This is a genomic window from Sphingomonas sp. Mn802worker (genome assembly GCF_000382485.1).
Classification (GTDB): Bacteria; Pseudomonadota; Alphaproteobacteria; order Sphingomonadales; family Sphingomonadaceae; genus Sphingomonas.
The window spans coordinates 27,555-50,825 of record NZ_AORY01000014.1; the positions used below are offsets into that span (position 1 = coordinate 27,555).

Genomic DNA, 23,271 nt, shown 5'->3' on the forward strand with positions numbered 1-23,271 from the left:
TGCATCCGGCGTGCCCGCGTCTGGTGCGCGAGTGGCGCGGCGGCGCAATTCGGCCGACCAACTGCTCGACGCCGCCAGCGCGCTAATGACCGAGCGTAATTCGGTCCACATCACCTTTGCCGATATCGCGGAGCGATCCGGGCTCAACTCCGCGCTGATCCACTACCGTTTCGGCGGCAAGCCGGGGCTGTTCCGCGCGCTGCTGGAGCGTGATGCGGGCGGCGTGTTTCCGCATCTCGACGCGCTGATCGCGTCCGACCGCAGTGCGGCCGAGAAGCTGCGGCTGCACGTGCACGGCGTGATCCGCGTTTACTGGCGGCACCCGTACATCAGTCGGCTGGTGGAAGTGATGACGGCCGAAAGCGAGTCGGACAGCGCGCGCTTCATCGCGCAGCGATTCACGACGCCGATCGCCGCCGCGCACGCCGCGATCCTGGCGCAGGGCGTGGCGGAGGGAACGTTCCGCCGCGTCGATCCGATGCTGTTCTACTTTACGTTGTTCGGCGCGTGCGAACATCTGTTCAGCGCGCGCCACTCGCTCAGCTGGTCGTTCGGCGTGGACGCGATCGACGAGGAACTGAGCCGCCGCTACGCCGATCAGGTCGCGGACACGGTGCTGGGCGGGGTGCTGCTGCGCGCGTGCGGCAGCGCGTGAGGCGTCACAGCGCCCATTCCGCGGTCAGCCAGAATTTCTGCGTGTCGGTGCCGAAGCGATCGGCGAGGTAATCGGCGTAGCGCGCCGACCACGTGACGCCGCCCACACTAGCGCTGGCAAGCAGGTTGACCTCGTCGCCGTAGCTGCGCACGAGACGATCGCTGTTGTAATGGTGCGCGAAGGCGGACAGCTCGACGTTGCGTGCCCGACCGAGCGTCGGCCAGCGCGCGCCGAGTCCGGCGTAGACGTCGCGCACGCCGTCCGCTGGCGTGGTCGTGAACTTGTCGGCCCAGCCCTGAAACCCGAATACAGCACCGTATGGTGTCTGAACGCTGGTGAGCGCGCGACCGTCGCTTGCACCGAGCACCTCGTAACCGAACGTCGCGACGATCGCGTGTCGCGACAGCTTGGCCTCGGCGAGCCAATAGTCGGCGGCATAGTCGTTCGGGTTGCGCGCATAGTCGCTCTGCCGCGCGTAACTGAGCGCGTAATCGACTGCGTAGCCGCCGCCGAGCGCGCGCTTCCCTGCCAGCCGCGCACCATAGGTCTGGCTGGAGAGGCGATAGCCCTGGTACGCGGCCTCATCCGCATCGATCAGGTAGGCGAAGCCGGTCAGCGTGCCGATCGGCGATGCGTAGCCGAGGAGCGCAAACACGCTGTTGCCGCCGATCGAGCGCGGGCGCGCGCCGCGCCCGTCGATGCCGTTGATCGGGCGCACGTTCCATACGTAGCTGATGTCCACCGTCAGTTTGGGCGCGAGCGTCGCTTGCGCACGTACCGCATCGAAGGTCTGCGCATTCTGCCGGAACTTCGCCGCACCGACGAAGCGCTGGTCGAGCAGCGCCAGATACTGCCGTCCGGCGGTGAAGGTCGCGCGGTCGGGTACGGCGTAGGACAAAGAAGCGCGGTTCAGCTCGATGTTCTGCGGATCGGCGATCGTCGGCCGCCCGGTGTCGCCCTCCAGCCCATCGAAATAGCGCGTCCCGATCGCGAGCGTGCCTTCGCCCTCGATCAGCGCGGAGAGGCGGTCGTAATCTGCCTCGACGCCGGTTCGGACGCGCAGGGTCACCGCGTCGGAGCGGCGCGGCAGGCCGTCCTGCTCCACGCCCTCGTAGCGCAGCCGTGCCTCGGCGAGCGGATCGAGCGTTACCGTCTGCGCGGTGACACTGCCCGCAGCCGCCAGCGACGCGGCAAGCGCGGAGAAAAGATAACGCTGCATGATCACCCCTTTGCGGAGGCGGCCATGCGACAGGCGCGGGGGCGCGCGCAACCCCGCGCCATTTGGCAGGTCAGGCGGGCGCGCCGGTGATCGTCTTCACTTCCATGAAGTCGGCGAGGCCGTATTTGCCGTTCTCGCGCCCGTTGCCCGACTGCTTGTAGCCGCCGAACGGTGCGGCGATGTCGGGCGACCAGCTGTTGATCGTGACCAGTCCGGCGCGCAGGCGACCCGCAACCTTTGCCGCCTCTGCCGGATCGCCCGAGATCGTCGCCGACAGGCCATATTCGGTGTCGTTGGCGATCCGCACGCCCTCGTCGATCCCGTCGTAGCTGGTGATCGTCGCGACAGGGCCGAACGTTTCCTCCTGCGCGATGCGCATGTCGGGGGTCACGTCGGTGAACAGCGTCGGCTGGATAAAGAAGCCCGCATTGCGTCCATCGGGTCGGCCAGGGCCACCGGTGACGAGCGTCGCGCCCTCGTCGATCGCCGACTGGATCAGCGACTGGATCTTCTCGAACTGTGCCTTGTTGACGACCGGTCCGATATGCTGGCCTTCGTCCATCGGGTTGCCGACCGGCGTCTGCTCCATCATCGACTTCACGATCGCGGTTGCTTGCTCGACCTGACTGCGGTGCACGAGCAGGCGGGTGGGGGCGATGCAGCTCTGCCCCGAATTGGCGAGCACGCCCGCAACCGTGGGGGGCAGCACCGTGCCGAGGTCCGCGCCCTCCAGCACTAGGTTTGCAGCTTTCCCGCCCAGTTCCTGATGCACGCGCTTGACCGTCGCCGCCGCTGCCTGCGCGACTGCGATCCCGGCGCGGGTCGATCCGGTGAAGCTGACCATGTCGACGCCGCGGTGCGCGCTGAGCGCCGCGCCGACCCCGGCACCGTCGCCGTTGACGAGGTTGAAGACGCCCGCGGGAACGCCCGCCGCGTGCATGATCTCGGCCAGGATCACCGCGCAGCCCGGCGCCTCTTCGCTGGGTTTCAGGATCATCGTATCACCGGCGGCGAGCGCGGGCGCGACCTTGGCGCAGATCTGGTTGAGCGGCCAGTTCCACGGCGTGATCATCGCGACGACGCCGAGCGGTTCGTGGACGACGCGCGCCTTGCCGATCGTTTCCTCAAAGGTGAAGCTGTCGAGCGCCTTGAGCGTCGCGGCGAAATGGCCGAGCCCGGTCGGCGCCTGCGCCGCCATCGCAAGCCCGATCGGCGCACCCATCTCCTGCGCCATCGCACGCGCGAGGTCGGGGATGCGCGTCTTGTACTCGGCGATGATGCGCATCAGCACCGCCTTGCGCTCGTCGACGCTCGTCTGCGACCAGGTCTCGAACGCGGCGCGCGCCGCGGCTACCGCACGGTCGACATCGGCAGGGGTGCCGAGCGTGATCTCGGTGCAGGGCTGCTCGGTCGCGGGGTCGATCACCTGATAGCGGCGGCCGCCGTCGCTCTCGACCCATTCGCCGTTGATATAGTGCTTGAGGTAGCTGTTCACGCGCGCTCTCCACCGTATGTTCTGCTTTGCTCAGGGTGATGGCGCGGGGCGCAGAGCGTTGCAAGGTGAAACGCAGATCGGCGGAACGATGCCCTACCGTGCCGGTATGGTACGGTCGGGCGCATGTTTAAGCTGGCGCGCCGGTCGGCATGTCGGTTAACCCTCTTTGCGGGTGGCGTGGTTCACCCGCACGCGTGCAAGGGTGCCGACGATCAAGGAGTCGTCCATGCGCAAGTTCCTGCCCCTCATCGCGCTCACGCTCGCCGTTCCTGCGGCAGCACAGGGGTCCGGTCCCTTCACGGTCCAACAGACCGGCCAATCGTTCAACAAGCTGGACGACGCGCTGATGGCGGTGCGCGGGCAGGACGTCACGGTGGTGATCGCGCCGGGTACGTACCATGAATGCGCGGTGCAGCAGGCCGGGCACGTCACCCTCAAGGCGGCGCGGCCGGGTTCGGTGATCTTTGACGGCACGACGTGCGAGGGCAAGGCAGCCTTGGTGTTGCGCGGAGAGGGCTCGGCGGTCGACGGCATTGTGTTCCGCAACATGCGCGTCGAGGACGGCAATGGCGCCGGCATCCGCATCGAGCTGGGTGACCTGACCGTCACCAATTCGATGTTCCTCGACAGCCAGGAAGGCATTTTGGGCGCGACCGATCAGCCGACGCGCATCCGCATCGATCATTCGACCTTCGCCGGGCTTGGCCAATGCGACGAGACGCCCGATTGCGCGCACTCGGTCTATCTGGCGACGCACGGCAGCGTGACGATCACCAATTCACGCTTCGAGCGCGGGCGCGGTGGGCATTACGTCAAGATCCGCGCACCCCGCGTGTCGATCACCAACAACAGCTTCGACGATACGCAGGGCCGCAAGACCAATTATGCGATCGACCTGCCCGAGGGCGGGACGGGGCGGATCGCCGACAATGTCTTCGTGCAGGGCACGCACAAGGAGAATTGGACCGGCTTCATCGTCGTCGCGGCCGAGGCGAAGAACTTCTCCTCCGCCGGCTTGCAGGTTGAGGGCAACACCGCCTCGCTCGCACCGGGGCAGGACAAGCAGCCCGCCTTCGTCGCCAACGCGAGCGGTGACCGGATGGCGATTGGGCAGAATCGGCTGGGCGCTGGGATCAAGCCGTACGAGACGCGCTGACGCCTAAACGTTTCGCTTCCATCGTGTGAGCAGTCGCGGCTATCGCTGCGGGATCATGATCAAGCACGCATTGTCCGTCACCCGCGAGGGTGATTTCGCCCAATGGTACCAGACCGTCATCAGCGAGGCCGACCTCGCCGAGGAGAGCGGCGTGCGCGGGTGCATGGTGATCCGCCCGTGGGGTTACGGCATCTGGGAGCGGATGCAGCGGTTGCTCGACGACGCGATCAAGGCGACCGGGCACGAGAATTGCTACTTTCCGCTGTTCATTCCGCTCAGCTATTTCGAGAAGGAAGCCGAGCACGTCGAGGGCTTTGCCAAGGAGATGGCGGTCGTCACGCACCACCGGTTGGTCGCGGACGGAAAGGGAGGCCTCGTCCCCGATCCCGCCGCGAAGCTGGAGGAGCCGCTGGTGGTGCGGCCGACCAGCGAGACGGTGATCGGCGCGGCCTTCTCGCGCTGGGTGCAGTCGTGGCGCGACCTGCCGGTCCTGATCAACCAATGGGCCAATGTCGTGCGCTGGGAAATGCGCACGCGCATGTTCCTGCGCACCGCCGAGTTCCTGTGGCAGGAGGGGCATACCGCGCACGCCAGCGCCGAGGAGGCACGCGACGAGACGCTGAAAATGCTCGAGGTCTACCGCGACTTCGCCGAGAACGCGGTCGCGCTGCCGGTGATCGCGGGCGAAAAGCCGGAGAACGAGCGCTTCCCCGGTGCGGTCGCGACCTACTCGATCGAGGCGATGATGCAGGATGGCAAGGCGCTGCAGGCCGGCACCTCGCACTTCCTCGGCACCAACTTCGCCAGCGCGCAGAACATCCGCTTTCAGAATGCCGAGGGGCAGCTCGAACTCGCCAATACGACCAGCTGGGGCGTGTCGACGCGGATGATCGGCGGGCTGATCATGGTGCACGGCGACGACGACGGGCTGCGCGTGCCGCCGCGGGTCGCGCCGTGGCAGGTGGTGATCGTGCCGATGCTGCGCGACAACGCGGACGACGCCGCGCTGGTCGACTATTGCAAGGCGCTGCAACAGGCGCTGGCGCTGCAAAGTGCGCTAGGCGAGCCGGTGCGCGCGCTGCTCGATCTGAAAGCGGTCAAGTCGACCAACAAGCGCTGGGGGTGGGTGAAGAAGGGCGCGCCAATCGTGATCGAGGTCGGCGGGCGCGACATGGCCGCAGGCAACGTGTCGGTGATCCGTCGCGACCGGCTGTACCGCGCCGACGGCAAGCTCGACAGCGTCGGCACGGCGAAGGACGATTTCGTCGGCGGCGTCGGCGCGATGCTCGCCGACATCCAGCAGTCGCTGTTCGACGAGGCCGACGCGCGGTTGAAGGCGAACATCACGCCTGCCGATGACTGGGCGCAGGTCGAGGCGCACTTCGCCGATGGCAACAAGACGCCCGGCTGGCTCGACGTGCGCTGGTCGCGGCCGACCGGGGACGCGCTCGACAAGGTGGTCGAGCGGCTGAAGGCGCTCAAGCTCACGCTGCGCAACGCGCCGATGGGGCAGACGCACCCGGAGGGGCAGTGCATCTTCACCGGCGAGCCGTGCGTCGAGCGCGTGCTGGTCGGGCGCGCGTACTGATTACTGCTTAACCCGTCCGCGCAGGTGACGCGGGCGGGCACAGCGCCTATCTCCGGCACGTGCCAAGAAAACCACAGAAGGTCGGCCTGCCGACCCGCGAGCAGATCCTCGACTTCATCTCAGCTTCGGCGCAGCCCGCGGGCAAGCGCGAGATCGCGCGCGCTTTCGCGCTTTCCGCGCAGGAGAAGATCGGGCTCAAGGCGCTGCTCAAGGACATGGCTGACGAGGGGCTGATCGACTCCGCCCCCGGTCGCGCGTTTCACAAGATGGGCGGCGTGCCAAAGGTCACGGTGCTGCGCGTCACCGCGATCGACGACGGCGGTAACGTCTGGGCCGCGCCGGAGAAATGGGACAGCGAGGCACCGCTGCCGCGCATCCGCGTGCGCGAGCAGAAGCGCGGCGCGCTGGGCGTCGGCGAGCGTATCCTCGCGCGCACCGAGGAGACCGGCAGCGGGATCACCGCGCATCCGATGAAGGTGCTGAAACCCACCTCCGAGCAGGTGATCGGCGTGCTGCGCGGGGCTGGGGACCGCTTGTGGTTGCAGAGCACCGACAAGAAGGAGCGGCGCGAATATGCGGTGTCGGACGCGGGCGGTGCGGAGGCGGGGGAGCTTGTCTCGGCCGAGCTCGCCGGACGCCCGCCGCGGATCACCGCGCGCGTCGTGCAGCGACTGGGCGATCCGTTCGCGCCGCGCAGCTTCTCACTGATCGCGATCGCCAAGCACGGCATTCCCGACACGTTCGCGCCCGAAGCGCTCGACGAGGCCGAGCGCGTCGCGCGACAGCCGCTCGGAGGGGACCGTGAGGACCTGACGCATCTGCCGATCGTCGCGATCGATCCCGCCGACGCGCGCGACCACGACGACGCGGTCTGGGCGACGCCCGACGACGATCCCGCCAACGAAGGCGGATGGCGCGCGATCGTCGCCATCGCTGACGTCAGCTTCTACGTCCGCCCCGGCAGCGCGATCGACCGCGAGGCGCGCGCCCGCGGCAATTCGGTCTATTTCCCCGACCGCGTCGTGCCGATGCTGCCCGAGATCCTGTCGGCGGACGTGTGTTCGCTGAAGGAAGGCGAGGACCGTGCCGCGCTCGCCTGCCACTTGCAGGTGACGAAGGCGGGGGCGCTGAAATCGTGGCGCTTCACCCGCGCCACCGTCCGACTCGCCGCCAACATCGCCTACGAGGATGCGCAGGCGACGATCGATGCCGGCGAGGGCGATCAGATCGACGCGCTGCGCCCGCTATGGGATTGCTGGCGCGCGCTGGCGGCGGCGCGCGACAAGCGCGAGCCGCTCGACCTCGATCTGCCCGAGCGGCGCGTCGTACTCGACGCGGGCGGCCGCATCATGTCGGTCGCCGCGCGCGAGCGGCTCGATGCGCACCGCTTGATCGAGGATTACATGATCGCGGCGAACGTCGCGGCGGCAAAGGCGCTGGAGGCGAAGAAGGCGCCGGTCATGTACCGCGTCCACGAACCGCCCGCGCGCGAGAAGCTGGTCGCGCTCAAGGACTATCTCGACACGTTCGGCGTGCCGTTCGCGATGGGGCAGGTGATCAAGCCCGCCACGTTCAACCGCATCCTCGAACGCATCGGTGACGCCGATTACCGGCCGCAGGTGATGGAGCAGGTGCTGCGCACGCAGACGCAGGCTTATTACGCGCCGCTCAATCACGGGCATTTCGGGCTGTCGCTCGGCAGCTACGGCCATTTCACCTCGCCGATCCGCCGCTACGCCGACCTGCTGGTCCACCGCGCGCTCGTCTCGGCCTATGGCCTGGGACCAGGTGGCCTCAACGGCGACGAGAATTTCGAGCATCTGGGCGAGCAGATCAGCAAGCTCGAGCGCCGCGCGATGGAGGCGGAGCGCGACACGATCGACCGCTACGTCGCCGCCTTCCTCGCCGAGCGCGAGGGGCAGGTGGTCGAGGTGCGGATCACTGGCGTGACCAACTTCGGCTTTTTCGCGACGGTCGACGGGATCGGCGGCGACGGGTTGATGCCGGTGCGCGATCTCGGCGGCGAATATTTCCGCTTCGACGAGGGTGCGCGGACGCTGACCGGCGAGCAGAGCGGCGAGGTCTATGCGCTCGGCCAGCGGCTCGATCTGCGGCTCGCCGAAGCGAACCCGGTGTCGGGGGCGCTGCGCTTCGAGTTGCCGGAGGGACGGTTCGCACCACCTTCGGCCTCGCGTCACCGCGCTGGCGGAGGTAAGGAGCGCACGCCGAACAAGGCCGGACGCGTGCTCAAACGCCGCGGTCGACCGGCGAACATCCGCCACGACGGCAAGAAGCGATAGGATCGAGCGATGATTGGCGACCGACTGCCTGCACTGATCGCGCGCACGCGCGGCCGCATCGTCGACTATTTCGTGAATGCGGGCGCGACCAAGCCCGATGCCGCGCTGCCCTATGCGCCCAAGGGCCGGCTGGAAACGCGGCTGTTCCGGCGGATGGTCGATTTCGGCCTGCTGGTCGAGGTGAAGCAGGGCCGCTTCTGGCTCGACCAGTCGCGGCTGTCCGACTTCCGCAAGGAGTCGCTGGCACGCGTGCTCGGCGGGATCGCGCTGGCAGGCTTCGCCGCAGCAGGTGCGATGGCGATCGGGGGATAAGGGACGGTGGCGAGTAGCGGCGGCCGGCGGGTGAAGATGCCCACCGCCGCCCACATCACTGCGCGGTGAAGGTCATTCCCGCGCTCGCCACCAGCCGATCGCGCAACTTCCTGCCCAGCAACGCGCCGGGCGTCCAGATGCCGCCATCGCCCTTCACGTCGTGCGCTAGGCACAGCGCACTTTCGGTCAGCATCCGGCTGGTGCAGCCATAACCGGGGTCGCGGTTGCCCGTCACCACCGCGTCGATCCGCTGTCCGTCGTCGTACAGCCCGGCGAACAATAGGTCGAAGTGTCCGGCCTCTCGTTCCTCCTTGCTCGGCCCCTCGCCGGGTTTCGGTCCCTTGTCGCCGCCGAACGGGTTCAGCTTGCCCAGCGCCTCGGCGGCGGCGCGGCCGAAGTCGCCAAGGCCGGTCACGACCATCTCGTCATAGACGATGTCGCCCCACGGCTGACCGAGCAGGAAGTTGGTGCGGTGGACGTTCTTGGTGTTGATCGGCGCCATGACGAATGGCGCGACCCAGGAATGCAGCGTCGGATCATATTCGGGGATCAGCCCCGATGGCTGGTTCGGCCCCTTGTGCCCCGGGGTCAGCGCGAACGGATCGGCGAGCAGCGGGATCAGCGACGGCTTCTTCGCCGCCGCCGCCATCGTCGCCTTGAGGCTCGCCGCAGTGCCGCCCGAAAAGCCGCCCTTCATCTCGCGCACGCGTGCCTTGATGCGGGGTACGGGCTTGCCGAAGCGCGCGCGTGCCGCCTCCTGCAACGTCAGCACGCCCAGGTCGAACGGGATCGAATCGAACCCGCAGGAGAAGACGATCCGCGCGCCGCTCGCCTGCGCGGCGGCGTGGTGCGTGTCGATCATCTCCCGCATCCATGCCGGCTCGCCGCACAGGTCGACATAGGCGGAGCCGGTCTCGACACAGGCGGCGACCAGGTCGCTGCCGTAAAGCTGGTACGGCCCGACCGTGGTGATGACGACGGTCGCGCGCATGCACATCGCGCGCAAGCTCGCGGGTGCGTCCGCGTCGGCGGTGACGATCGGTATGTCGGCGGACACGCCCATCTCGTCGCGCACTGCTTCCAGTTTGGCGACTGATCGCCCCGCCATCGCCCAGCGCACACCCGTCGGGTAGGTCTGCGCGAGATACTCGGCCACCAACCGCCCAGTGTACCCGCTCGCGCCGTAGACGATGACGTCGAACTCGCGTTGCGTCTGTGACATGTCAGCCTCCCTGCCGTTACGAGCGGAAGTAGAGCCGACAGCGCTGGGCGAGACAAGCCCGCGTTACGGGTCCGTAACGGATCAGGTGACCGGCGACGCTCTGACAACCGGCGCGTCGGCCGTCGCGACTGAGCGATCGCTCAACAGACGCTCGGCAGCCGCGAGGCCATCGGCGCCCGACACAGCGGCATCGATCGGGCGCTGCCCGAGCGCGTCGTCGTGCGTGTTGAGGAAGGCGAGCGCCGCGTCGCGGTTGCCGAACGCAAGGAACGCCGCCTGCGCGATCCGGCCCTGACGCTCGGCCGCGCCACGCTCCATCGCAACACGCGCAGGGCGAAAGTGGCGGCCGGCGGGCCTGGTGGGGGCAGGCTTCGTAGTTTCGCTCTCGAGGGCGGCGGCGGGATCGACGGCGTCGCTCAACTGACGCGGTCCAGCGTCATGGCGGCGGCGCCCATCGTTTCGCGCAGTGCCGCGATCCGCTGCCGATAACCGGTGGCCAGCCCGCGGTGCGCATGGCGGGCCTCATCACTGGAGCCGGATCCTGCGCGCATCAGCGATATCTGATGACGGTGAAGAAGGTAGTTGAGGTCCAAGCGACATACTCCTCGTCGTAAGCGGGAGCGCGATGGTCTCTCAGCCGCGCGCGCCTACGGTCCGGTTGCGCGTGGTACTACTCATATAGGTGATAGGCGCGCGAATAGATAGGCGCTGGTCAGGCCGCCTCGCTGAACTGCAGGCTGGCGAGCCGCGCGTAGAGCCCGCCGCGCGCGAACAGGGAGGCGTGCGTGCCTTCCTCGACGATGCGGCCCTCGTCCATCACGATGATGCGGTCGGCGGCGCGGACGGTGGCGAGGCGGTGCGCGATGACGATGGTGGTGCGGTCGGCCATCAGTCGTTCGAGCGCGTCCTGCACCAGCCGCTCGCTCTCCGCATCGAGCGCGCTGGTCGCCTCGTCGAGCAGCAGGATCGGCGCGTCACGCAGCAACGCGCGCGCGATCGCGACACGCTGGCGCTGCCCACCCGACAATCGCGCGCCGCCTTCGCCCAGGAAGGTGTCGAGCCCCTCGGGCAGCGCACGCAGGAAGTCGGCGGCGTTGGCGGCTTCGGCGGCGTGCCAGATCGCGGCATCGTCGGCGTCCCAGCGGCCGTAGCGCAAATTGTCGCGTGCGCTGGTGCCGAAGATCACCGTCTCCTGCGGCACCATCGCGATCCGCGCGCGCACCTCGGCCGGGTCGGTGTCACGCAGGGCGATGCCATCGACGCTGACCGTACCGGCGACGGGATCATAGAAGCGCTGAATCAGCTGGAACAACGTCGACTTGCCCGCGCCCGATGGGCCGACGATCGCGACGGTCTCGCCGGGTGCGACCGAGAGCGAGAAGTCGTGCAGCGCGGGCAGGTCGGGGCGCGTGGGGTAGCGGAACTCTACATGGGTGAAATCGACGCGGCCCTGCGGCGGCAGCGGCAACGCGACCGGGCTCACCGGCGGTGCGATCTCCGGCCGCTCGTCGAGCAGTTCGGCCAGACGACCTGCCGCGCCGGCTCCGCGCAGCAGGTCGCCGTACACTTCCGTCAGCGCGCCGAATGCGCCCGCGACGATGCCGCCGGTCAGCACGAACGCCGCGATTGCGCCGCCCGATAAACGCCCGGCGGCGACGTCGATCGCGCCCTCCCACATCACCAATGTGATCGCGCCGAAGACGAGCCCGATGACGATCGCGGTCATGATCGCGCGCAGCAGGATGCGCTTGCGCGCCGCCGCCATCGTCGCCTCGACCGCGTCACCGAAGCGCGCGGCCTCGCGGCGTTCCTGCCCGAACGCCTGTACGATCTTCATCGCGCCCAGCGTCTCGGTCACGATCGACCCGACATCGGCGATTCGGTCCTGCGAGGTGCGCGAATAGCCGCGCACGCGTTTGCCGAGCAGCGCAATCGGCGCGATGATCAGCGGGATGGCGACCACCAGCAATCCGGTCAGCTTGGGTGAGATGGTGAACAGGTAGACCAGCCCGCCGACGCTGGTGAAGGCATTACGCAGTGCGATCGATACCGTGCTGCCGACCACCGTCTCGATCTGTCCGGTGTCGGCGGTCAGCCGGCTGGCGATCTCCGACGGGCGGTTTTCCTCGTAGAAGCGTGGGGTGAGCGTCAGCAGGTGACGCTGCACCTGCGTGCGGATGTCGGCAACGACCCGCTCGCCCAGCCACGACACGAAGTAGAAGCGGAACGCGGTGCCGATCGCTAATACGACCACAATCATCAACATATAATGAAACGCGCCAGATACCGCAGAACTGTCGCCGCCCGCCGCGAAACCGCGGTCGATCACGCGCTTGAAGCTGTAGGGGATCGCGATCGTGGCCGCCGACGTGACGGCGAGCGCCACGCAGGCGCCGGCGATCTGCAAGGGGTACGCCCGCGCAGCGCGCCAGACCATCGCGAGATTGCCGATGCGGCGCGAGGGCGCGACCTCTGATAAGGTCGGAGCAGGGGCGGGAGCCGGGGGAGCGCTTGCCATGCGCGTGCCCTAGCAGCGGGGGCAAGGTGGCTCAACGCCGCGGCGGTGTGACCCATCGGCCACCGCGCATCACGAAGCGGCAGGGGGATGGTGCAACATCATTGTGCAGTGCAGCGTTTCGGTTAGTATCATGAGCCCCTGTCCGGGGCGGAGAGGCATACCCGATGTTCTACGACGCCTATGAACTGCAGCGCTCCTGGCTCTCATCCGCCAGCGCGCTGGCGACCGCGACCGCCGGCTGGCTCAACGATCCGGCAAACCCGTTCGCCTATCTGGGCGGCGGACCGGTGATGGCGAGTGCGCTGGAAGTATTCGCGCACGCGAGCGCGTCGCGTGGCAAGCCGGCGTTCGGGCTCGACACGACGGTGATCGACGGGCGTGAGGTGGCGGTCACCGAAGAGGTCGTGCTCGCACGCCCCTTCGGCGATCTGAAGCGTTTTCGCCGCGAGGGCATTGAAAGCGGACCCAAGCTGCTGATCGTCGCGCCGATGTCGGGGCATTTCGCGACGCTGCTGCGTGGCACGGTCGAGCGGATGCTGCCGTTCGCCGACGTTCACATCACCGACTGGCACGATGCAAAGAACGTGTCTGTCAGCAAGGGGCGCTTCGACCTCGACGATTATGTCGATTATCTCATCGCCTTTCTTGAGGAGATGGGCAGCAACGAAGGGCAGGGCGGGACGCACATGCTCGCGGTCTGCCAGCCGTCGGTGCCGAGCCTCGCCGCCGTCGCGGTGATGAGCGCGGACAAGAACCCCGCGCGGCCCAAAACGCTGACGATGATGGGAGGGCCGATCGACACGCGCGAGGCGCCGACTGCGGTCAACACGCTCGCGACCGAGCGACCGTTCGCCTGGTTCGAGCAGAACGTGATCGCGACGGTGCCGGCGTGCCATCCCGGTGCCGGCCGACGCGTTTATCCCGGCTTCCTGCAACTCACCGGCTTCATGTCGATGAATCTTGGCAACCACCTGCTCAGTCATTGGGAGATGTTCAAGCATCTGGTCCAGGGCGATGGCGCCAGCGCGCAGGCGACCAAGGACTTCTACGACGAATATCGCTCGGTCGCGGACATGACGGCGGAATTCTACCTACAGACGATCGACGTCGTGTTCCAGGAGCACAAGCTGCCGCGTGGGCTGATGACGCATCGCGGGCGGCGGGTCGATACGGGTGCGATTACCGACGTGGCGCTGCTCGCGATCGAGGGCGAGCGCGACGATATTTCGGGACTGGGACAGACCAAGGCGGCGCTGACGATCGCGACCAACCTGCCCGAGGAGAAGAAGCGCTATCTGATGGCTGAGGGCGTTGGCCATTACGGCATCTTCAACGGGTCCAAATGGCGCAACCGGATCGCGCCGGTGGTAGAGGAATTCATCACCGCCAACGCCTGAAACGCGAAAGCCGGCCGCGGCGACGCGACCGGCTCTTGTTGCATGTCGATGCGCGGGTCAGGCGTTCGAGTTTTCCGCCGTCGTCTGAACCTTGGCGTGGCTGCCTTCCTCACCAGCCTTGATCGTGCCGCCAAACAGCTGCTTCACCTTGCCCGAGATCGACATGTCGGTTTCCCACAGCTCGGCGCTGTCGATGTCGACCTGTAGCAGCGCGAGGTTGGGGTCTTCCTTGCCGCCCGGAAACCATGCCTCGACCTGGTTATTCCACAATTTGTCGATCAGCGCGCGATCGTTGTTGATGTGGCCGCGACCGTGCATGCAGGCAAAGAAATCGTGCCCCTTCGACACGAATTGCGCCATCAGCTTGTTCTTGTCCGCGACGCGGTTGTCCTTGCCGATGAAGAAGAACAACGTGTCGACCTGATCCTTGTCAAGCTGGACCGCCAACGGTTCGCTGTGCGTGCTGCCGTCCGCCGGGCCGACCATCAGGTACGGGCTCTCTGCCATCTTCTTCCACATGTCGGACTTGAGCTGCTTGGGGTCGGTGTTGGCGTCGGCCATCGTCGTCTCTCCTCGTGAGGGGTTCGGCGGGAGAACGAGGGGCGGCAGGGTTGGTTGCGCGTGCGTATCGGACCTGCTTGGATGACCGGTGGCGGCATTGTCGCCGTCGAACCGAAAAGGTGAACTATGTCACTCGCCGACTTGTCGCAGGTGCTTCCGGCGCTCTTCGGGTTCGGGATGCTCGTCCTGAAGATCGTGGAGGTCGCTCGCAAGAACTAGGCACGGGCGGGGCTCGATCTGGCAGTCGAGCCCCAAACGATAAGAACCCCGACCGCTGGCACGATCGGGGTTCCCGAAAAGGCGCTATGTCATCGCCGCAACCTACATAAGCCGATCTGGCTTACGGTTCAATTACAGCACTTCGAACAATCCGGCCGCGCCCATGCCGCCGCCGACGCACATCGTGACAACGACGTATTTCGCCCCACGACGCTTGCCCTCGATCAGCGCGTGGCCGGTCATGCGCGCGCCCGACATGCCGTAAGGGTGGCCGATCGAGATCGCGCCGCCGTTGACGTTCAAGAGCTCGTCGGGAATGCCCAGCTTGTCGCGGCAGTAGAGCACCTGCACCGCGAACGCCTCGTTCAGCTCCCACAGCCCGATGTCGTCCATCTTGAGGCCGTTGCGCTCAAGCAGCTTCGGGATCGCGAACACGGGACCGATCCCCATCTCGTCGGGCTCGGTGCCCGCCACTGCCATCCCGACATAGCGACCGAGCGGAGTCAGCCCCTTCTTGGCAGCGAGGCTTTCCTCCATCAGCACGCTGGCCGAGGCGCCGTCCGACAGCTGCGACGCATTGCCGGCGGTGATGTTGAGGTCGGGGCCGAGCACCGGCTTGAGCGATTTCAGCCCGTCCAGCGTCGTGTCGGCGCGGTTGCCCTCGTCCTTCGACAGCGTCACGTCCTTGTGCGAGACCTCCTTGGTCTCCTTGTCGGTCACCGCCATCGTCGCCGACACCGCCACGATCTCGTCGTCGAACTTGCCCGCAGCCTGCGCCGCCGCCGTGCGCATCTGCGACTGGTAGCCGTACTCGTCCTGCGCGTCGCGGCTGATGCCATAACGCTTGGCGACGATCTCGGCGGTCTGGAGCATCGGCATGTAGATGTCGCCGTGCATCGCCAGCAGCTCCTTGTCGGGCGCGACGCGCATCTGCGGAGTCTGAACGAGGCTGATCGACTCGACACCGCCGCCGATCGTCACGTCCATACCGTCGACGATGATCTGCTTCGCCGCGGTCGCGATCGCCATCAGGCCGCTCGCGCACTGGCGATCGACCGACATGCCCGATACGGTCGTCGGCAAGCCTGCGCGCAGCAGCGAGGTGCGCGCGATGTTGCCGGCCTGGTGACCCTGTTGCAGCGCGGAGCCGAGGATCACGTCATCGACCTCGCCGCCATCGATCTTGGCGCGCTCGACCGCGGCCTTGATCGCATGGCTCGCCAGCGTCGGCGAGGGCAGGTTGTTGAACGCGCCGCGGTAAGCGCGGCCAATCGGGGTACGGGCGGTGGAGACGATAACGGCGGAACGCATGGCGAGCCTTTCAGATGAAACAGGTTGGAGGAGTCGGCGGTCAGTTAAAGACCTGCGTGATCCATTCGGCGATCATCGCAGGCTTGTCCGAGCCCTCGATCTCGATCGTCGTCTCGGTGGTGTACTGATACTGGCCGGGGCGCTTTTCATCGAACTGGACGATCTTGGAGCGGCCACGCACGCGCGAGCCCGAGGGGACGGGCGCAAGGAAACGGACTTTGTTGCCGCCGTAATTGACGCCCATCTTCACGCCGTCGAGCTTCGGCGCGTTGGGCGTCTTCGCGGCGAGTTGCGGGAGCAGCGACAGAGTGAGGAAACCGTGCGCGATCGTGGTGCCAAACGGCGTCATCTTAGCCATTTCGGGGTTCACGTGGATGAACTGATGGTCGCCCGTCGCGTCGGCGAACTTGTTGATCATGTCCTGCGTCACCTCGATCCAGTCGGAAACGCTTTCCTGCCCGATGCTGGCCTTCATCTCGTCTGCGGTCACGACGAATTCCCCTTCACGGTACGACGCGCTAAAGCAGCGGCCGAGCGCCGCGCTGCACTGCGGCACTGCATAAGCGCGGGGTAGCCCATCCCGCAAGTGGTCCACGAACCGGAAACCTGAACATGTCCTCTGCCGTAGCGTCAGCAACCCGCGAAACCATGCGTCGCCTGCACCGTGCGAGCGAACCGGATGTTCTAAAACCGCTGTTGCAGCGCGCCGCACTGACGCCTGATTCGCGCGAGCGCGTGATGGACACCGCCTCGGGGCTGCTCGCCGACCTGCGCGCGGCGCAATCGCGCGGCTGGGTGAACCAGTTCCTGCAGGAATATCGCTTGAATTCGTCCGAAGGCGTCGCGCTGCTGAGCCTCGCCGAGGCGTTTCTGCGCGTGCCTGACCCTGAAACAGCCGACCTGCTCATCTCCGACAAGCTGGGCGAGGCGAACTGGCGTAGCCACGCCGGCCAGTCAAACAGCCGCCTGGTCAACACCGCGACCTGGGGACTGGTGGTCGGCCGCGCCTTGGTCGGTGAGGGCGAGGCTGGGCCATTGAAGCGCCTGCTGAGCCGCGCGGGCGAACCGTTCGTGCGCCAGGCGGTCGGTGCCGCGATGAAGATGATGGGCGAGATCTTCGTGATGGGGCGCACCATCGACGAGGCGATGCGCCGCATGAAGAAGCCCGACAATCGCGGCTTCACCGCCAGTTTCGACATGCTGGGCGAGGCGGCGCGCACGACCGCGGACGGCGAGCGTTACTTCAAGGCGTACGTCGATGCGATCGACGCAGTCGCGCGAGATTCCGCAGCCGGCCACTCGATCTCCGTCAAGCTGTCGGCGCTCCATCCGCGCTATGAAGTGGCGAAGTGGGGCGAGTGCGTGCCTGCGCTGACCGAGATGCTTGAGGCACTGGCGGTGCAGGCGGCGGGCAAGGGCATCGCGCTGACCGTCGACGCGGAGGAGAGCGAGCGGCTCGACATGAGCCTCGACATCATCGGCAATGTCGCCGCCCTACCGTCGCTGAACGGCTGGGATGGCTTCGGCATGGCGGTGCAGGCGTACGGCAAGCGCCCACGCCCAGTCGTCGCCTGGGCGAACGAACTCGGCCGCGTGATGAACGTCCGGCTGGTCAAGGGCGCGTACTGGGACAGCGAGATCAAGCGCACGCAGGTCGAGGGCTTGGAGGATTATCCGCTCTTCACGCGCAAGGCGTCGACCGACGTCAGCTACCTGGCGGTCGCGCGCGACATGCTCGACGCGCCCAACATTCGCCCCGCGTTTGCCAGCCACAATGCGCTGACGGTCGCAACCATCGTCGAATGGGCGGGCAACAGCCGCGATTTCGAGTTCCAGCGGCTCCACGGCATGGGCGACGGGCTGTACGAACGGCTGGTGCGCGACAACGGCTATCACTGCCGCATCTACGCGCCCGTCGGCGGGCACCGTGACCTGCTTGCGTACCTCGTGCGCCGCCTGCTGGAGAATGGTGCGAATTCGAGCTTCGTCCACCAGCTCGCCGACGCGCGGCTGACCGAGGACGAGATCCTTGCCGATCCGGTCGCCAAGATCAGCGCGGTCGGCGGCGCGCGGCATCCCTCGATCCCGCTTCCGGTCGACCTGTTCCGCGCCGCCGATGGGCACCGCAACTCGATGGGCATCGACCTGGCTGAGCGTGACGTGCTGTCAAAGACCACGCGGGCCATGCGAGCTCCAGTGAACCTGTCGGTCGAAAGGGTGAGCGCGCAGGCGGTGAACGACGCCGTCACGCGCGCGCACGCCGCCTTCCCTGCGTGGCGCGCGACGCCGGTTGAGGCGCGTGCCGACTGCCTCGATCGCCTCGCTGCCCTGCTTGAGCGTCACCGCGACGAATTGATGGCGATCTGCGTTCAGGAAGCGAAGAAGTCGATCGCCGACTCGATCGGCGAGGTACGCGAGGCGGCCGACTTTTGCCGCTATTACGCGATGCAGGCGCGCGCCAAGATGCAGCCGATCGAGCTGCCCGGGCCGACCGGCGAGCGCAACATGCTGCATCTCGACGGGCGCGGCGTGTGGGCGACGATCGCGCCGTGGAACTTCCCGTTGGCGATCTTCCTGGGACAGACCGTCGCCGCGCTGGTCACGGGCAACACCGTCGTCGCCAAGCCTGCCCCGCAGACGCCCGCGATCGCGCGGCGCGCGGTTGCACTCGCGCACGAGGCGGGCGTGCCCGTCGACGCGCTGATCCTCGTGCCCGGCGGGCCGGAGGTCGGTGCCGCGCTGACCGCCGACGCGCGCGTGCAGGGTGTTGCCTTCACCGGATCGACCGCGACTGCCAAGAAGATCGCACGCAGTCTGCTGGATGACGACGCCCGCCCGATCGTCCCGCTGATCGCAGAAACCGGCGGGATCAACGCGATGATCGTCGACTCGACCGCGTTGCCCGAGCAGGTGGTCGCTGACGTCGTCACCAGCGCGTTCCGCTCGGCCGGGCAGCGCTGCTCGGCGCTCCGCTTACTCTTGGTGCAGGAGGATATCGCCGACGGGCTGATCGAGATGCTGTCGGGCGCGATGGACCTGCTGACGCTGGGTGATCCGTCCGATCCGGCGACTGATGTCGGTCCGGTGATCGATCAGGATGCCTATGACCGGCTCATGGGCTACCGTGACAGCGCGCGCACGCAATGGGTCAAGACGATCAACGCACCCGCCGGGGGCCTGTTCGTGCCGCCGACGCTGATCCGTTTGGGGTCGATCGAGGAACTGAATCGCGAATGGTTCGGGCCGATCCTGCATGTCGCCACCTGGAAGGCGGGCGAGTTGGAGCAAACGATCGCGCGGGTGAACGCCAAGGGGTACGGCCTGACGATGGGGCTGCACAGCCGCATCGCGCGTGCGGCCGAAGTTACCGAGGGCCTGGCTGAAGTCGGCAACCTTTACATCAACCGTTCGATGATCGGCGCGGTGGTCGGATCGCAGCCGTTCGGGGGTGAGGGGCTATCCGGCACCGGACCCAAGGCGGGTGGGCCGCACTATCTGTATCGTTTCTGCGCCGAGCGCGCGGTGTCTGTCGATACTACCAGCGCGGGTGGAAACGCGACATTGCTCAGCCTCGACGAAGGCGGGATCTGAGCGGATATGAAAACGGCCGGGCACTGAATGCCCGGCCGTCGTTGCTCTGATTGGTCAGCCTATCAGCGGCACTTGACGTTGCCGCGATCGATCGAGCGGCCGAGCAGTGCGCCCGCGCCACCGCCCGCCAGCGTGCCGAGCGTACCGCCGCCGACGAGATTGCCGAGCAAGGCGCCACCGACGCCGCCGACGACCAGCCCGGTCGTGCCGTCGTTGCGCTTGCAATAGGCGCGACCGTCCTGCCCGCGGTAGATGCGGTCATTGCGGCCGAGCCGTCGATCGTCGCCGCGACGCTCACGATAGCTGTCGCGCGGGTTCCAGTTCCGATCGCCATCGCGCCAGTTATAGTCACGGTCGCCACGCTGCGCGGCTGCAGGGGCGATCGCCATCGGGGCAGTCATCGACGCGATTGCGGCGAGCGAGAAGAGGGCATTGCGGATCATCGGCATTCTCCTTTGCATCCTCAACGTCGCAAGGGCGTGCGGAGTTCATTGCCGCCAAATGTCTTGTCGAACGGCCGCAACGGGTTATCTAGCGCCTCGCTGCGGAGACAAACATGGATCAGATAAACGACCGTGAGCGCGCTCGGCTGAACAGCCTATTGCGGCTCGATGTCATCAACCAGCCGCCGAATGCGATGCTCAACGAACTGGCGGAGGTGGCGGCGCTGGCGCTCGACTGCCCAATCGGGATCGTTAGCTTGGTCGCCAAGGACCAGATTTGGCTCAAGGCATCCCCCGGGATCGATGGCCTCGACCAGCTCGCGCGCGACGAGGGGCTGTGCGGATCGGCGGTGCGGCAGGATGATCCCTGGGTGGTGGAGAATGCCGCGATCGACGTGCGCACGCTCGCCAATCCGCTGGTGGCAGGAGATTTCGGTCTGCGTTTCTACGCCGGCGTGCCGCTGAAGGGCTCGGACGGACATAACCTCGGCATGCTTGCCGCGATCGACGCGAAACCACGCCCGATCAGCGAGCGCGAGCTGACGATCCTGAAGAAACTGGGCGAGGTGGTCGTGCACCTGCTTGAGACGCGGCTGGAGGAGCGGTTGCTCGACGCGGTCACATCGGACGCGTGACGTTATCGAGGACGCTCCAGCCCTTGTGCGTCAGCATGGCGCCGCGCGCGATCGGCGTGTCGGCGGTGCCGATCAGCAGCGCCTCCATCGCGATCAATCCTTCGTCGACCAGCCCGCGCACCGCGGCGACGAACAGCCGGTCGTCATCGCCGCCGATCACGCCGAGCGCGTGAGGATCGAGGTCGGTCGCGACCGGCCATGCGGCGTGAAGCACGTGTAGCACGGCTGCGGTGATCGCCGTCTGGCGAAGCGTGTCGTGTAGCGGCGCGCTGATCATGTCGCCCCGTCTTAGCGGGCGAATTTGTTACAAAGAAGTGCACGAGCGCAACGGTTCACCGCAACATGCCGTAACGTAAGGCGCGCGATCAGCTCTCCGCTGCTTGTCGCCGCGCGGGGCCGTCGGGTGCCGGATCGACCAGCCGTCCGTCGGCTGCGGCGGTGTAGTTCACCTGCGTTGGATAGGCGATCACCAGCCCTTCGTCGTTGCAGCGCCGCACGATCGCGACGCCGACACGGTGTCGGCCGTCATACGCCTCCATGAAATCGGCCGAGGGACTGTCGAAGCGTAGGTCGAAGTCGAGGCTCGACGCGCCGAACTGGAAGAAGCCGCAACGGACGAACGTCATCCCGCACGCCTCGATCTCCTCCCGCATCATCTGTGGGAAGCGGTCGAGCAGGTCGGGATCGGTTTCATAGGCAAGCCCGATCGTGAAGGTCGAGCGGCGGCGCTCGCGCACTGTGTTGTTCTGAATTTCCTTGTCGAGCAGGTTCTTGTTGCTGATGACGCGCAACTCGCCGTCGATGCCGCGGATGCGCGTCGACTTGAGCCCGATCTCCTCCACATTGCCGCTGGTTTTGTCATAGGTCACGGCGTCGCCGCGGCGGAACGGCCGGTCGAAGATGATCGCCAGCGCGGCGAACAGATCGGCGAAAATGCCCTGCGCGGCCAGACCGATCGCGATGCCGCCGACGCCGAGCCCCGCGACCAGCCCGGTCACGTTGACGCCGAGATTGTCGAGCACGACGACGAGCGCGACCGCGAAGACGCTGAAGCTGACCAGCAACCGTATCAGCCCCATCGCGCTGCCCAGCGCCTCGCCGCCGATATGCTCTCCGCGGGTGCGATGCTCGATCGCGCCAAGGATGATCTCGCGCGCCCAGATCGCGGCCTGGAACACCGCGGCGATCGTGAACAGGAAGGTGACGGTGCTCGTGACATCCGCGGGCGCGCCTGCGTAGCCCACCACCAGCTTGGCCGACAGCATGACGATGAAGAAGCCGTGCGTCCGCTCGACCGCGCGGCCGAACACCGCCGACCAGCCCTTGCCTGTCTTGCTGCGCGCGACGATTCGGGGGCCGAGGCCGCGCAACCAGAACAACGCCGTGGCGATCGCCACGCCCGCACCGATGCCGATCAGGATCTTGAGCCAGTGGGTCTGTAGCCACAGCGCGCTCGAATTGAACAGGCTCTCAGCCTGATCCTGTACGCGTCCGGTATCGATGTGCGGTTTTGTAGCGGCGGCGGCGGTGTTGTTGGTGGTCGTCATGCTGTCCGATCGTCGAGCGGCGTTACGCCGCCTTGGCCGTTTCGTTGTGGTCCGCGCTCAGGAACGCGATCAACCCGCGCTCGGCGCGGCTGAGATATGGCGTCGAGCGCGGCAGTTTCAGTTCGGCGCGAAATGCGGTTTGCGCAGCCTTGCTCTTCCCGATCTCGATCAGTTCGGGGTGCACGTAGGATTTGCGCGCGATCGCCGGCGTGTTGCCCAGCCGCTCCACGACCGGCTCCAGCATCGTTTTCAGGCTGATCGGCTCGGGCGCCTGTGCAAGCGCCTCGAACGCGACGACGCTCGCGCCCCAGGTGCGAAAATGCTTGGCGCTGAAATCTTCGCCCATCGCTTCCTTGATGTAGGCGTTCACATCGGACGAGGTGATCGGGCGCGGCTCCCCTTCGGCGTCGACGTACTGGAACAGGTGCTGCCCAGGCAGATCCTGACATCGCTTCACGAATTGCGCGAGGCTGCGGTCGGTGATCGTCAGCATCCGCTCCTTGCCCGATTTCGCGCGATACTTGAGCCGGAGCGTCTTGCCCGCGATCTTCGCATGGCGATCACGCAGCGTGGTCAGCCCGAAACTCTTGTTCGTCTTGGCGTAAGTCTCATTACCGATCCGCAGATTGTGCGTGTCGAGCAGCTTGACGACTGCGGCGAGCGTGCGGTCCTTGTCGTGGCGACGATGCGCCAAGTCTTCTTCGACCTGCCGGCGCAATTTTGGAAGCGCCAGCCCGAAGCTGACGCACTTCGAATATTTCGCCGCCTCCTGCGCGGCGCGGAACTCGGTGTGGTAGCGGTATTGTTTGCGACCCTTCTCGTCCCAGCCGACCGCCTGCACATGGCCGAACGGATCAAGGCAGAACCACGCATCGGTGTAGGCCGGGGGAAGACCGATCGCATTCAGCCGGTCAATCTCGTCGCGATCGGTGACGCGCTCGCCGTCAGGCGTCCAGTAGCTCCACTTGCCCGCACGTGTCTTCTTGCGGGTGATGCCGGGTTCGCTGTCGTCACAGTAGTTGATCGTCGCCGTCACGCTGCGCATCGCCTCCTCATCTGCAAGCAAATGCGTGCAAGGCACCTTCGTTCCCGGAACGAGGAT

Annotated in this window: 21 protein-coding genes; 8 read left to right on the forward strand and 13 right to left on the reverse strand. The window is 66.8% G+C overall.

Going from position 1 to position 23,271, the window contains the following annotated elements; translation table 11 throughout:
- Nucleotides 1-10 precede the first annotated feature (10 nt).
- Nucleotides 11-655, forward strand: coding sequence for a TetR family transcriptional regulator (locus tag SMN802W_RS0112785; RefSeq protein WP_026326092.1), 645 nt, complete (start codon nt 11-13; stop codon nt 653-655).
- Nucleotides 656-659: 4 nt separating this feature from the next.
- On the opposite strand, the gene SMN802W_RS0112790 is transcribed toward SMN802W_RS0112785, so the two are convergent.
- A complete protein-coding gene (locus SMN802W_RS0112790) occupies nt 660-1,874 on the reverse strand; it encodes a hypothetical protein (protein WP_026326093.1) in 1,215 nt (404 codons plus the stop codon).
- A 70-nt stretch (nt 1,875-1,944) separates the two neighbouring features.
- Nucleotides 1,945-3,369 (reverse strand): aldehyde dehydrogenase family protein, encoded by a 1,425-nt coding sequence (locus SMN802W_RS0112795; RefSeq protein WP_019517313.1) that lies wholly within the window; start codon nt 3,367-3,369, stop codon nt 1,945-1,947.
- Nucleotides 3,370-3,595: 226 nt separating this feature from the next.
- Here SMN802W_RS0112795 and SMN802W_RS0112800 point away from each other — a divergent pair, with 226 nt between their 5' ends.
- The 4 genes from SMN802W_RS0112800 to SMN802W_RS0112815 are packed head-to-tail and all read left to right on the forward strand — an operon-like array spanning nt 3,596 to nt 8,725.
- Complete coding sequence (locus tag SMN802W_RS0112800; protein ID WP_026326094.1) at nt 3,596-4,525, forward strand: right-handed parallel beta-helix repeat-containing protein; 930 nt, start codon at nt 3,596-3,598, stop codon at nt 4,523-4,525.
- 55 nt (nt 4,526-4,580) lie between these two features.
- Nucleotides 4,581-6,113 (forward strand): proline--tRNA ligase, encoded by a 1,533-nt coding sequence (gene proS, locus SMN802W_RS0112805; protein WP_037524099.1) that lies wholly within the window; start codon nt 4,581-4,583, stop codon nt 6,111-6,113.
- 59 nt (nt 6,114-6,172) lie between these two features.
- Entirely contained in the window at nt 6,173-8,413 is a 2,241-nt protein-coding gene (locus tag SMN802W_RS0112810) for a VacB/RNase II family 3'-5' exoribonuclease (RefSeq protein ID WP_019517316.1), read from the forward strand.
- Between the two features lie 9 nt (nt 8,414-8,422).
- Nucleotides 8,423-8,725: a hypothetical protein gene (locus tag SMN802W_RS0112815; protein ID WP_019517317.1), complete on the forward strand. Its 303-nt coding sequence runs from the start codon at nt 8,423-8,425 to the stop codon at nt 8,723-8,725.
- A 55-nt stretch (nt 8,726-8,780) separates the two neighbouring features.
- Here the strand turns inward: SMN802W_RS0112815 and SMN802W_RS0112820 are convergent, their stop codons facing one another.
- From SMN802W_RS0112820 to SMN802W_RS0112835, 4 genes are all read right to left on the reverse strand, one after another.
- Nucleotides 8,781-9,947, reverse strand: coding sequence for a saccharopine dehydrogenase family protein (locus SMN802W_RS0112820; protein WP_019517318.1), 1,167 nt, complete (start codon nt 9,945-9,947; stop codon nt 8,781-8,783).
- 81 nt (nt 9,948-10,028) lie between these two features.
- Nucleotides 10,029-10,367, reverse strand: coding sequence for a hypothetical protein (locus SMN802W_RS17670; RefSeq protein ID WP_156818890.1), 339 nt, complete (start codon nt 10,365-10,367; stop codon nt 10,029-10,031).
- Nucleotides 10,364-10,540, reverse strand: coding sequence for a hypothetical protein (locus SMN802W_RS18385; RefSeq protein ID WP_019517320.1), 177 nt, complete (start codon nt 10,538-10,540; stop codon nt 10,364-10,366). Before SMN802W_RS18385 ends, SMN802W_RS17670 begins: the two co-directional genes overlap by 4 nt.
- 119 nt (nt 10,541-10,659) lie before the next feature.
- A complete protein-coding gene (locus tag SMN802W_RS0112835) occupies nt 10,660-12,465 on the reverse strand; it encodes an ABC transporter transmembrane domain-containing protein (protein WP_026326095.1) in 1,806 nt (601 codons plus the stop codon).
- A gap of 164 nt (nt 12,466-12,629) precedes the next feature.
- On the opposite strand from SMN802W_RS0112835, the gene SMN802W_RS0112840 reads away from it, so the two are divergent.
- Nucleotides 12,630-13,862, forward strand: coding sequence for a polyhydroxyalkanoate depolymerase (locus SMN802W_RS0112840; protein ID WP_019517322.1), 1,233 nt, complete (start codon nt 12,630-12,632; stop codon nt 13,860-13,862).
- Between the two features lie 57 nt (nt 13,863-13,919).
- On the opposite strand, the gene SMN802W_RS0112845 is transcribed toward SMN802W_RS0112840, so the two are convergent.
- The 3 genes from SMN802W_RS0112845 to SMN802W_RS0112860 all read right to left on the reverse strand — a co-directional run bounded on the left by SMN802W_RS0112845 (nt 13,920) and on the right by SMN802W_RS0112860 (nt 16,428).
- Nucleotides 13,920-14,423, reverse strand: a complete 504-nt coding sequence (locus SMN802W_RS0112845; RefSeq protein WP_019517323.1) for a pyridoxamine 5'-phosphate oxidase family protein — start codon at nt 14,421-14,423, stop codon at nt 13,920-13,922.
- A gap of 351 nt (nt 14,424-14,774) precedes the next feature.
- Entirely contained in the window at nt 14,775-15,953 is a 1,179-nt protein-coding gene (locus SMN802W_RS0112855) for an acetyl-CoA C-acyltransferase (protein ID WP_019517325.1), read from the reverse strand.
- Nucleotides 15,954-15,993: 40 nt separating this feature from the next.
- Nucleotides 15,994-16,428 (reverse strand): MaoC family dehydratase, encoded by a 435-nt coding sequence (locus SMN802W_RS0112860; RefSeq protein ID WP_026326096.1) that lies wholly within the window; start codon nt 16,426-16,428, stop codon nt 15,994-15,996.
- A gap of 173 nt (nt 16,429-16,601) precedes the next feature.
- On the opposite strand from SMN802W_RS0112860, the gene SMN802W_RS0112865 reads away from it, so the two are divergent.
- The gene (locus tag SMN802W_RS0112865) at nt 16,602-19,544 is read left to right on the forward strand and encodes an L-glutamate gamma-semialdehyde dehydrogenase (RefSeq protein ID WP_019517327.1); all 2,943 of its coding nucleotides are present in this window, start codon (nt 16,602-16,604) and stop codon (nt 19,542-19,544) included.
- Nucleotides 19,545-19,606: 62 nt separating this feature from the next.
- Here SMN802W_RS0112865 and SMN802W_RS0112870 read toward each other — a convergent pair whose 3' ends face one another.
- Nucleotides 19,607-19,993 (reverse strand): glycine zipper 2TM domain-containing protein, encoded by a 387-nt coding sequence (locus SMN802W_RS0112870; protein WP_019517328.1) that lies wholly within the window; start codon nt 19,991-19,993, stop codon nt 19,607-19,609.
- A gap of 107 nt (nt 19,994-20,100) precedes the next feature.
- On the opposite strand from SMN802W_RS0112870, the gene SMN802W_RS17090 reads away from it, so the two are divergent.
- Nucleotides 20,101-20,622: a GAF domain-containing protein gene (locus SMN802W_RS17090; protein ID WP_019517329.1), complete on the forward strand. Its 522-nt coding sequence runs from the start codon at nt 20,101-20,103 to the stop codon at nt 20,620-20,622.
- Here the strand turns inward: SMN802W_RS17090 and SMN802W_RS17095 are convergent.
- The 3 genes from SMN802W_RS17095 to SMN802W_RS0112890 form a co-directional block, all read right to left on the reverse strand.
- Nucleotides 20,606-20,899, reverse strand: a complete 294-nt coding sequence (locus SMN802W_RS17095) for a hypothetical protein (RefSeq protein ID WP_019517330.1) — start codon at nt 20,897-20,899, stop codon at nt 20,606-20,608. The two genes, SMN802W_RS17090 and SMN802W_RS17095, sit on opposite strands and share 17 nt — an antisense overlap.
- Before the next feature lie 88 nt (nt 20,900-20,987).
- The gene (locus SMN802W_RS0112885) at nt 20,988-22,169 is read right to left on the reverse strand and encodes a mechanosensitive ion channel family protein (protein ID WP_019517331.1); all 1,182 of its coding nucleotides are present in this window, start codon (nt 22,167-22,169) and stop codon (nt 20,988-20,990) included.
- Between the two features lie 22 nt (nt 22,170-22,191).
- Nucleotides 22,192-23,214, reverse strand: coding sequence for a DNA topoisomerase IB (locus SMN802W_RS0112890; RefSeq protein WP_037524108.1), 1,023 nt, complete (start codon nt 23,212-23,214; stop codon nt 22,192-22,194).
- Nucleotides 23,215-23,271 lie beyond the last annotated feature (57 nt).

Excerpts from the sequence above, each read along its gene's own strand:
- SMN802W_RS0112790 (WP_026326093.1), bottom strand. The coding sequence starts at position 1,874 with ATGCAGCGTTATCTTTTCTCCGCGCTTGCCGCGTCGCTGGCGGCTGCG.
- SMN802W_RS0112800 (WP_026326094.1), top strand. The coding sequence starts at position 3,596 with ATGCGCAAGTTCCTGCCCCTCATCGCGCTCACGCTCGCCGTTCCTGCG.
- proS (WP_037524099.1), top strand. The coding sequence starts at position 4,581 with ATGATCAAGCACGCATTGTCCGTCACCCGCGAGGGTGATTTCGCCCAA.
- SMN802W_RS0112815 (WP_019517317.1), top strand. The coding sequence starts at position 8,423 with ATGATTGGCGACCGACTGCCTGCACTGATCGCGCGCACGCGCGGCCGC.
- SMN802W_RS0112820 (WP_019517318.1), bottom strand. The coding sequence starts at position 9,947 with ATGTCACAGACGCAACGCGAGTTCGACGTCATCGTCTACGGCGCGAGC.
- SMN802W_RS0112835 (WP_026326095.1), bottom strand. The coding sequence starts at position 12,465 with ATGGCAAGCGCTCCCCCGGCTCCCGCCCCTGCTCCGACCTTATCAGAG.
- SMN802W_RS0112840 (WP_019517322.1), top strand. The coding sequence starts at position 12,630 with ATGTTCTACGACGCCTATGAACTGCAGCGCTCCTGGCTCTCATCCGCC.
- SMN802W_RS0112845 (WP_019517323.1), bottom strand. The coding sequence starts at position 14,423 with ATGGCCGACGCCAACACCGACCCCAAGCAGCTCAAGTCCGACATGTGG.
- SMN802W_RS0112855 (WP_019517325.1), bottom strand. The coding sequence starts at position 15,953 with ATGCGTTCCGCCGTTATCGTCTCCACCGCCCGTACCCCGATTGGCCGC.
- SMN802W_RS0112860 (WP_026326096.1), bottom strand. The coding sequence starts at position 16,428 with ATGAAGGCCAGCATCGGGCAGGAAAGCGTTTCCGACTGGATCGAGGTG.
- SMN802W_RS0112865 (WP_019517327.1), top strand. The coding sequence starts at position 16,602 with ATGCGTCGCCTGCACCGTGCGAGCGAACCGGATGTTCTAAAACCGCTG.
- SMN802W_RS0112870 (WP_019517328.1), bottom strand. The coding sequence starts at position 19,993 with ATGCCGATGATCCGCAATGCCCTCTTCTCGCTCGCCGCAATCGCGTCG.
- SMN802W_RS17090 (WP_019517329.1), top strand. The coding sequence starts at position 20,101 with ATGGATCAGATAAACGACCGTGAGCGCGCTCGGCTGAACAGCCTATTG.
- SMN802W_RS17095 (WP_019517330.1), bottom strand. The coding sequence starts at position 20,899 with ATGATCAGCGCGCCGCTACACGACACGCTTCGCCAGACGGCGATCACC.
- SMN802W_RS0112885 (WP_019517331.1), bottom strand. The coding sequence starts at position 22,169 with ATGACGACCACCAACAACACCGCCGCCGCCGCTACAAAACCGCACATC.
- SMN802W_RS0112890 (WP_037524108.1), bottom strand. The coding sequence starts at position 23,214 with ATGCGCAGCGTGACGGCGACGATCAACTACTGTGACGACAGCGAACCC.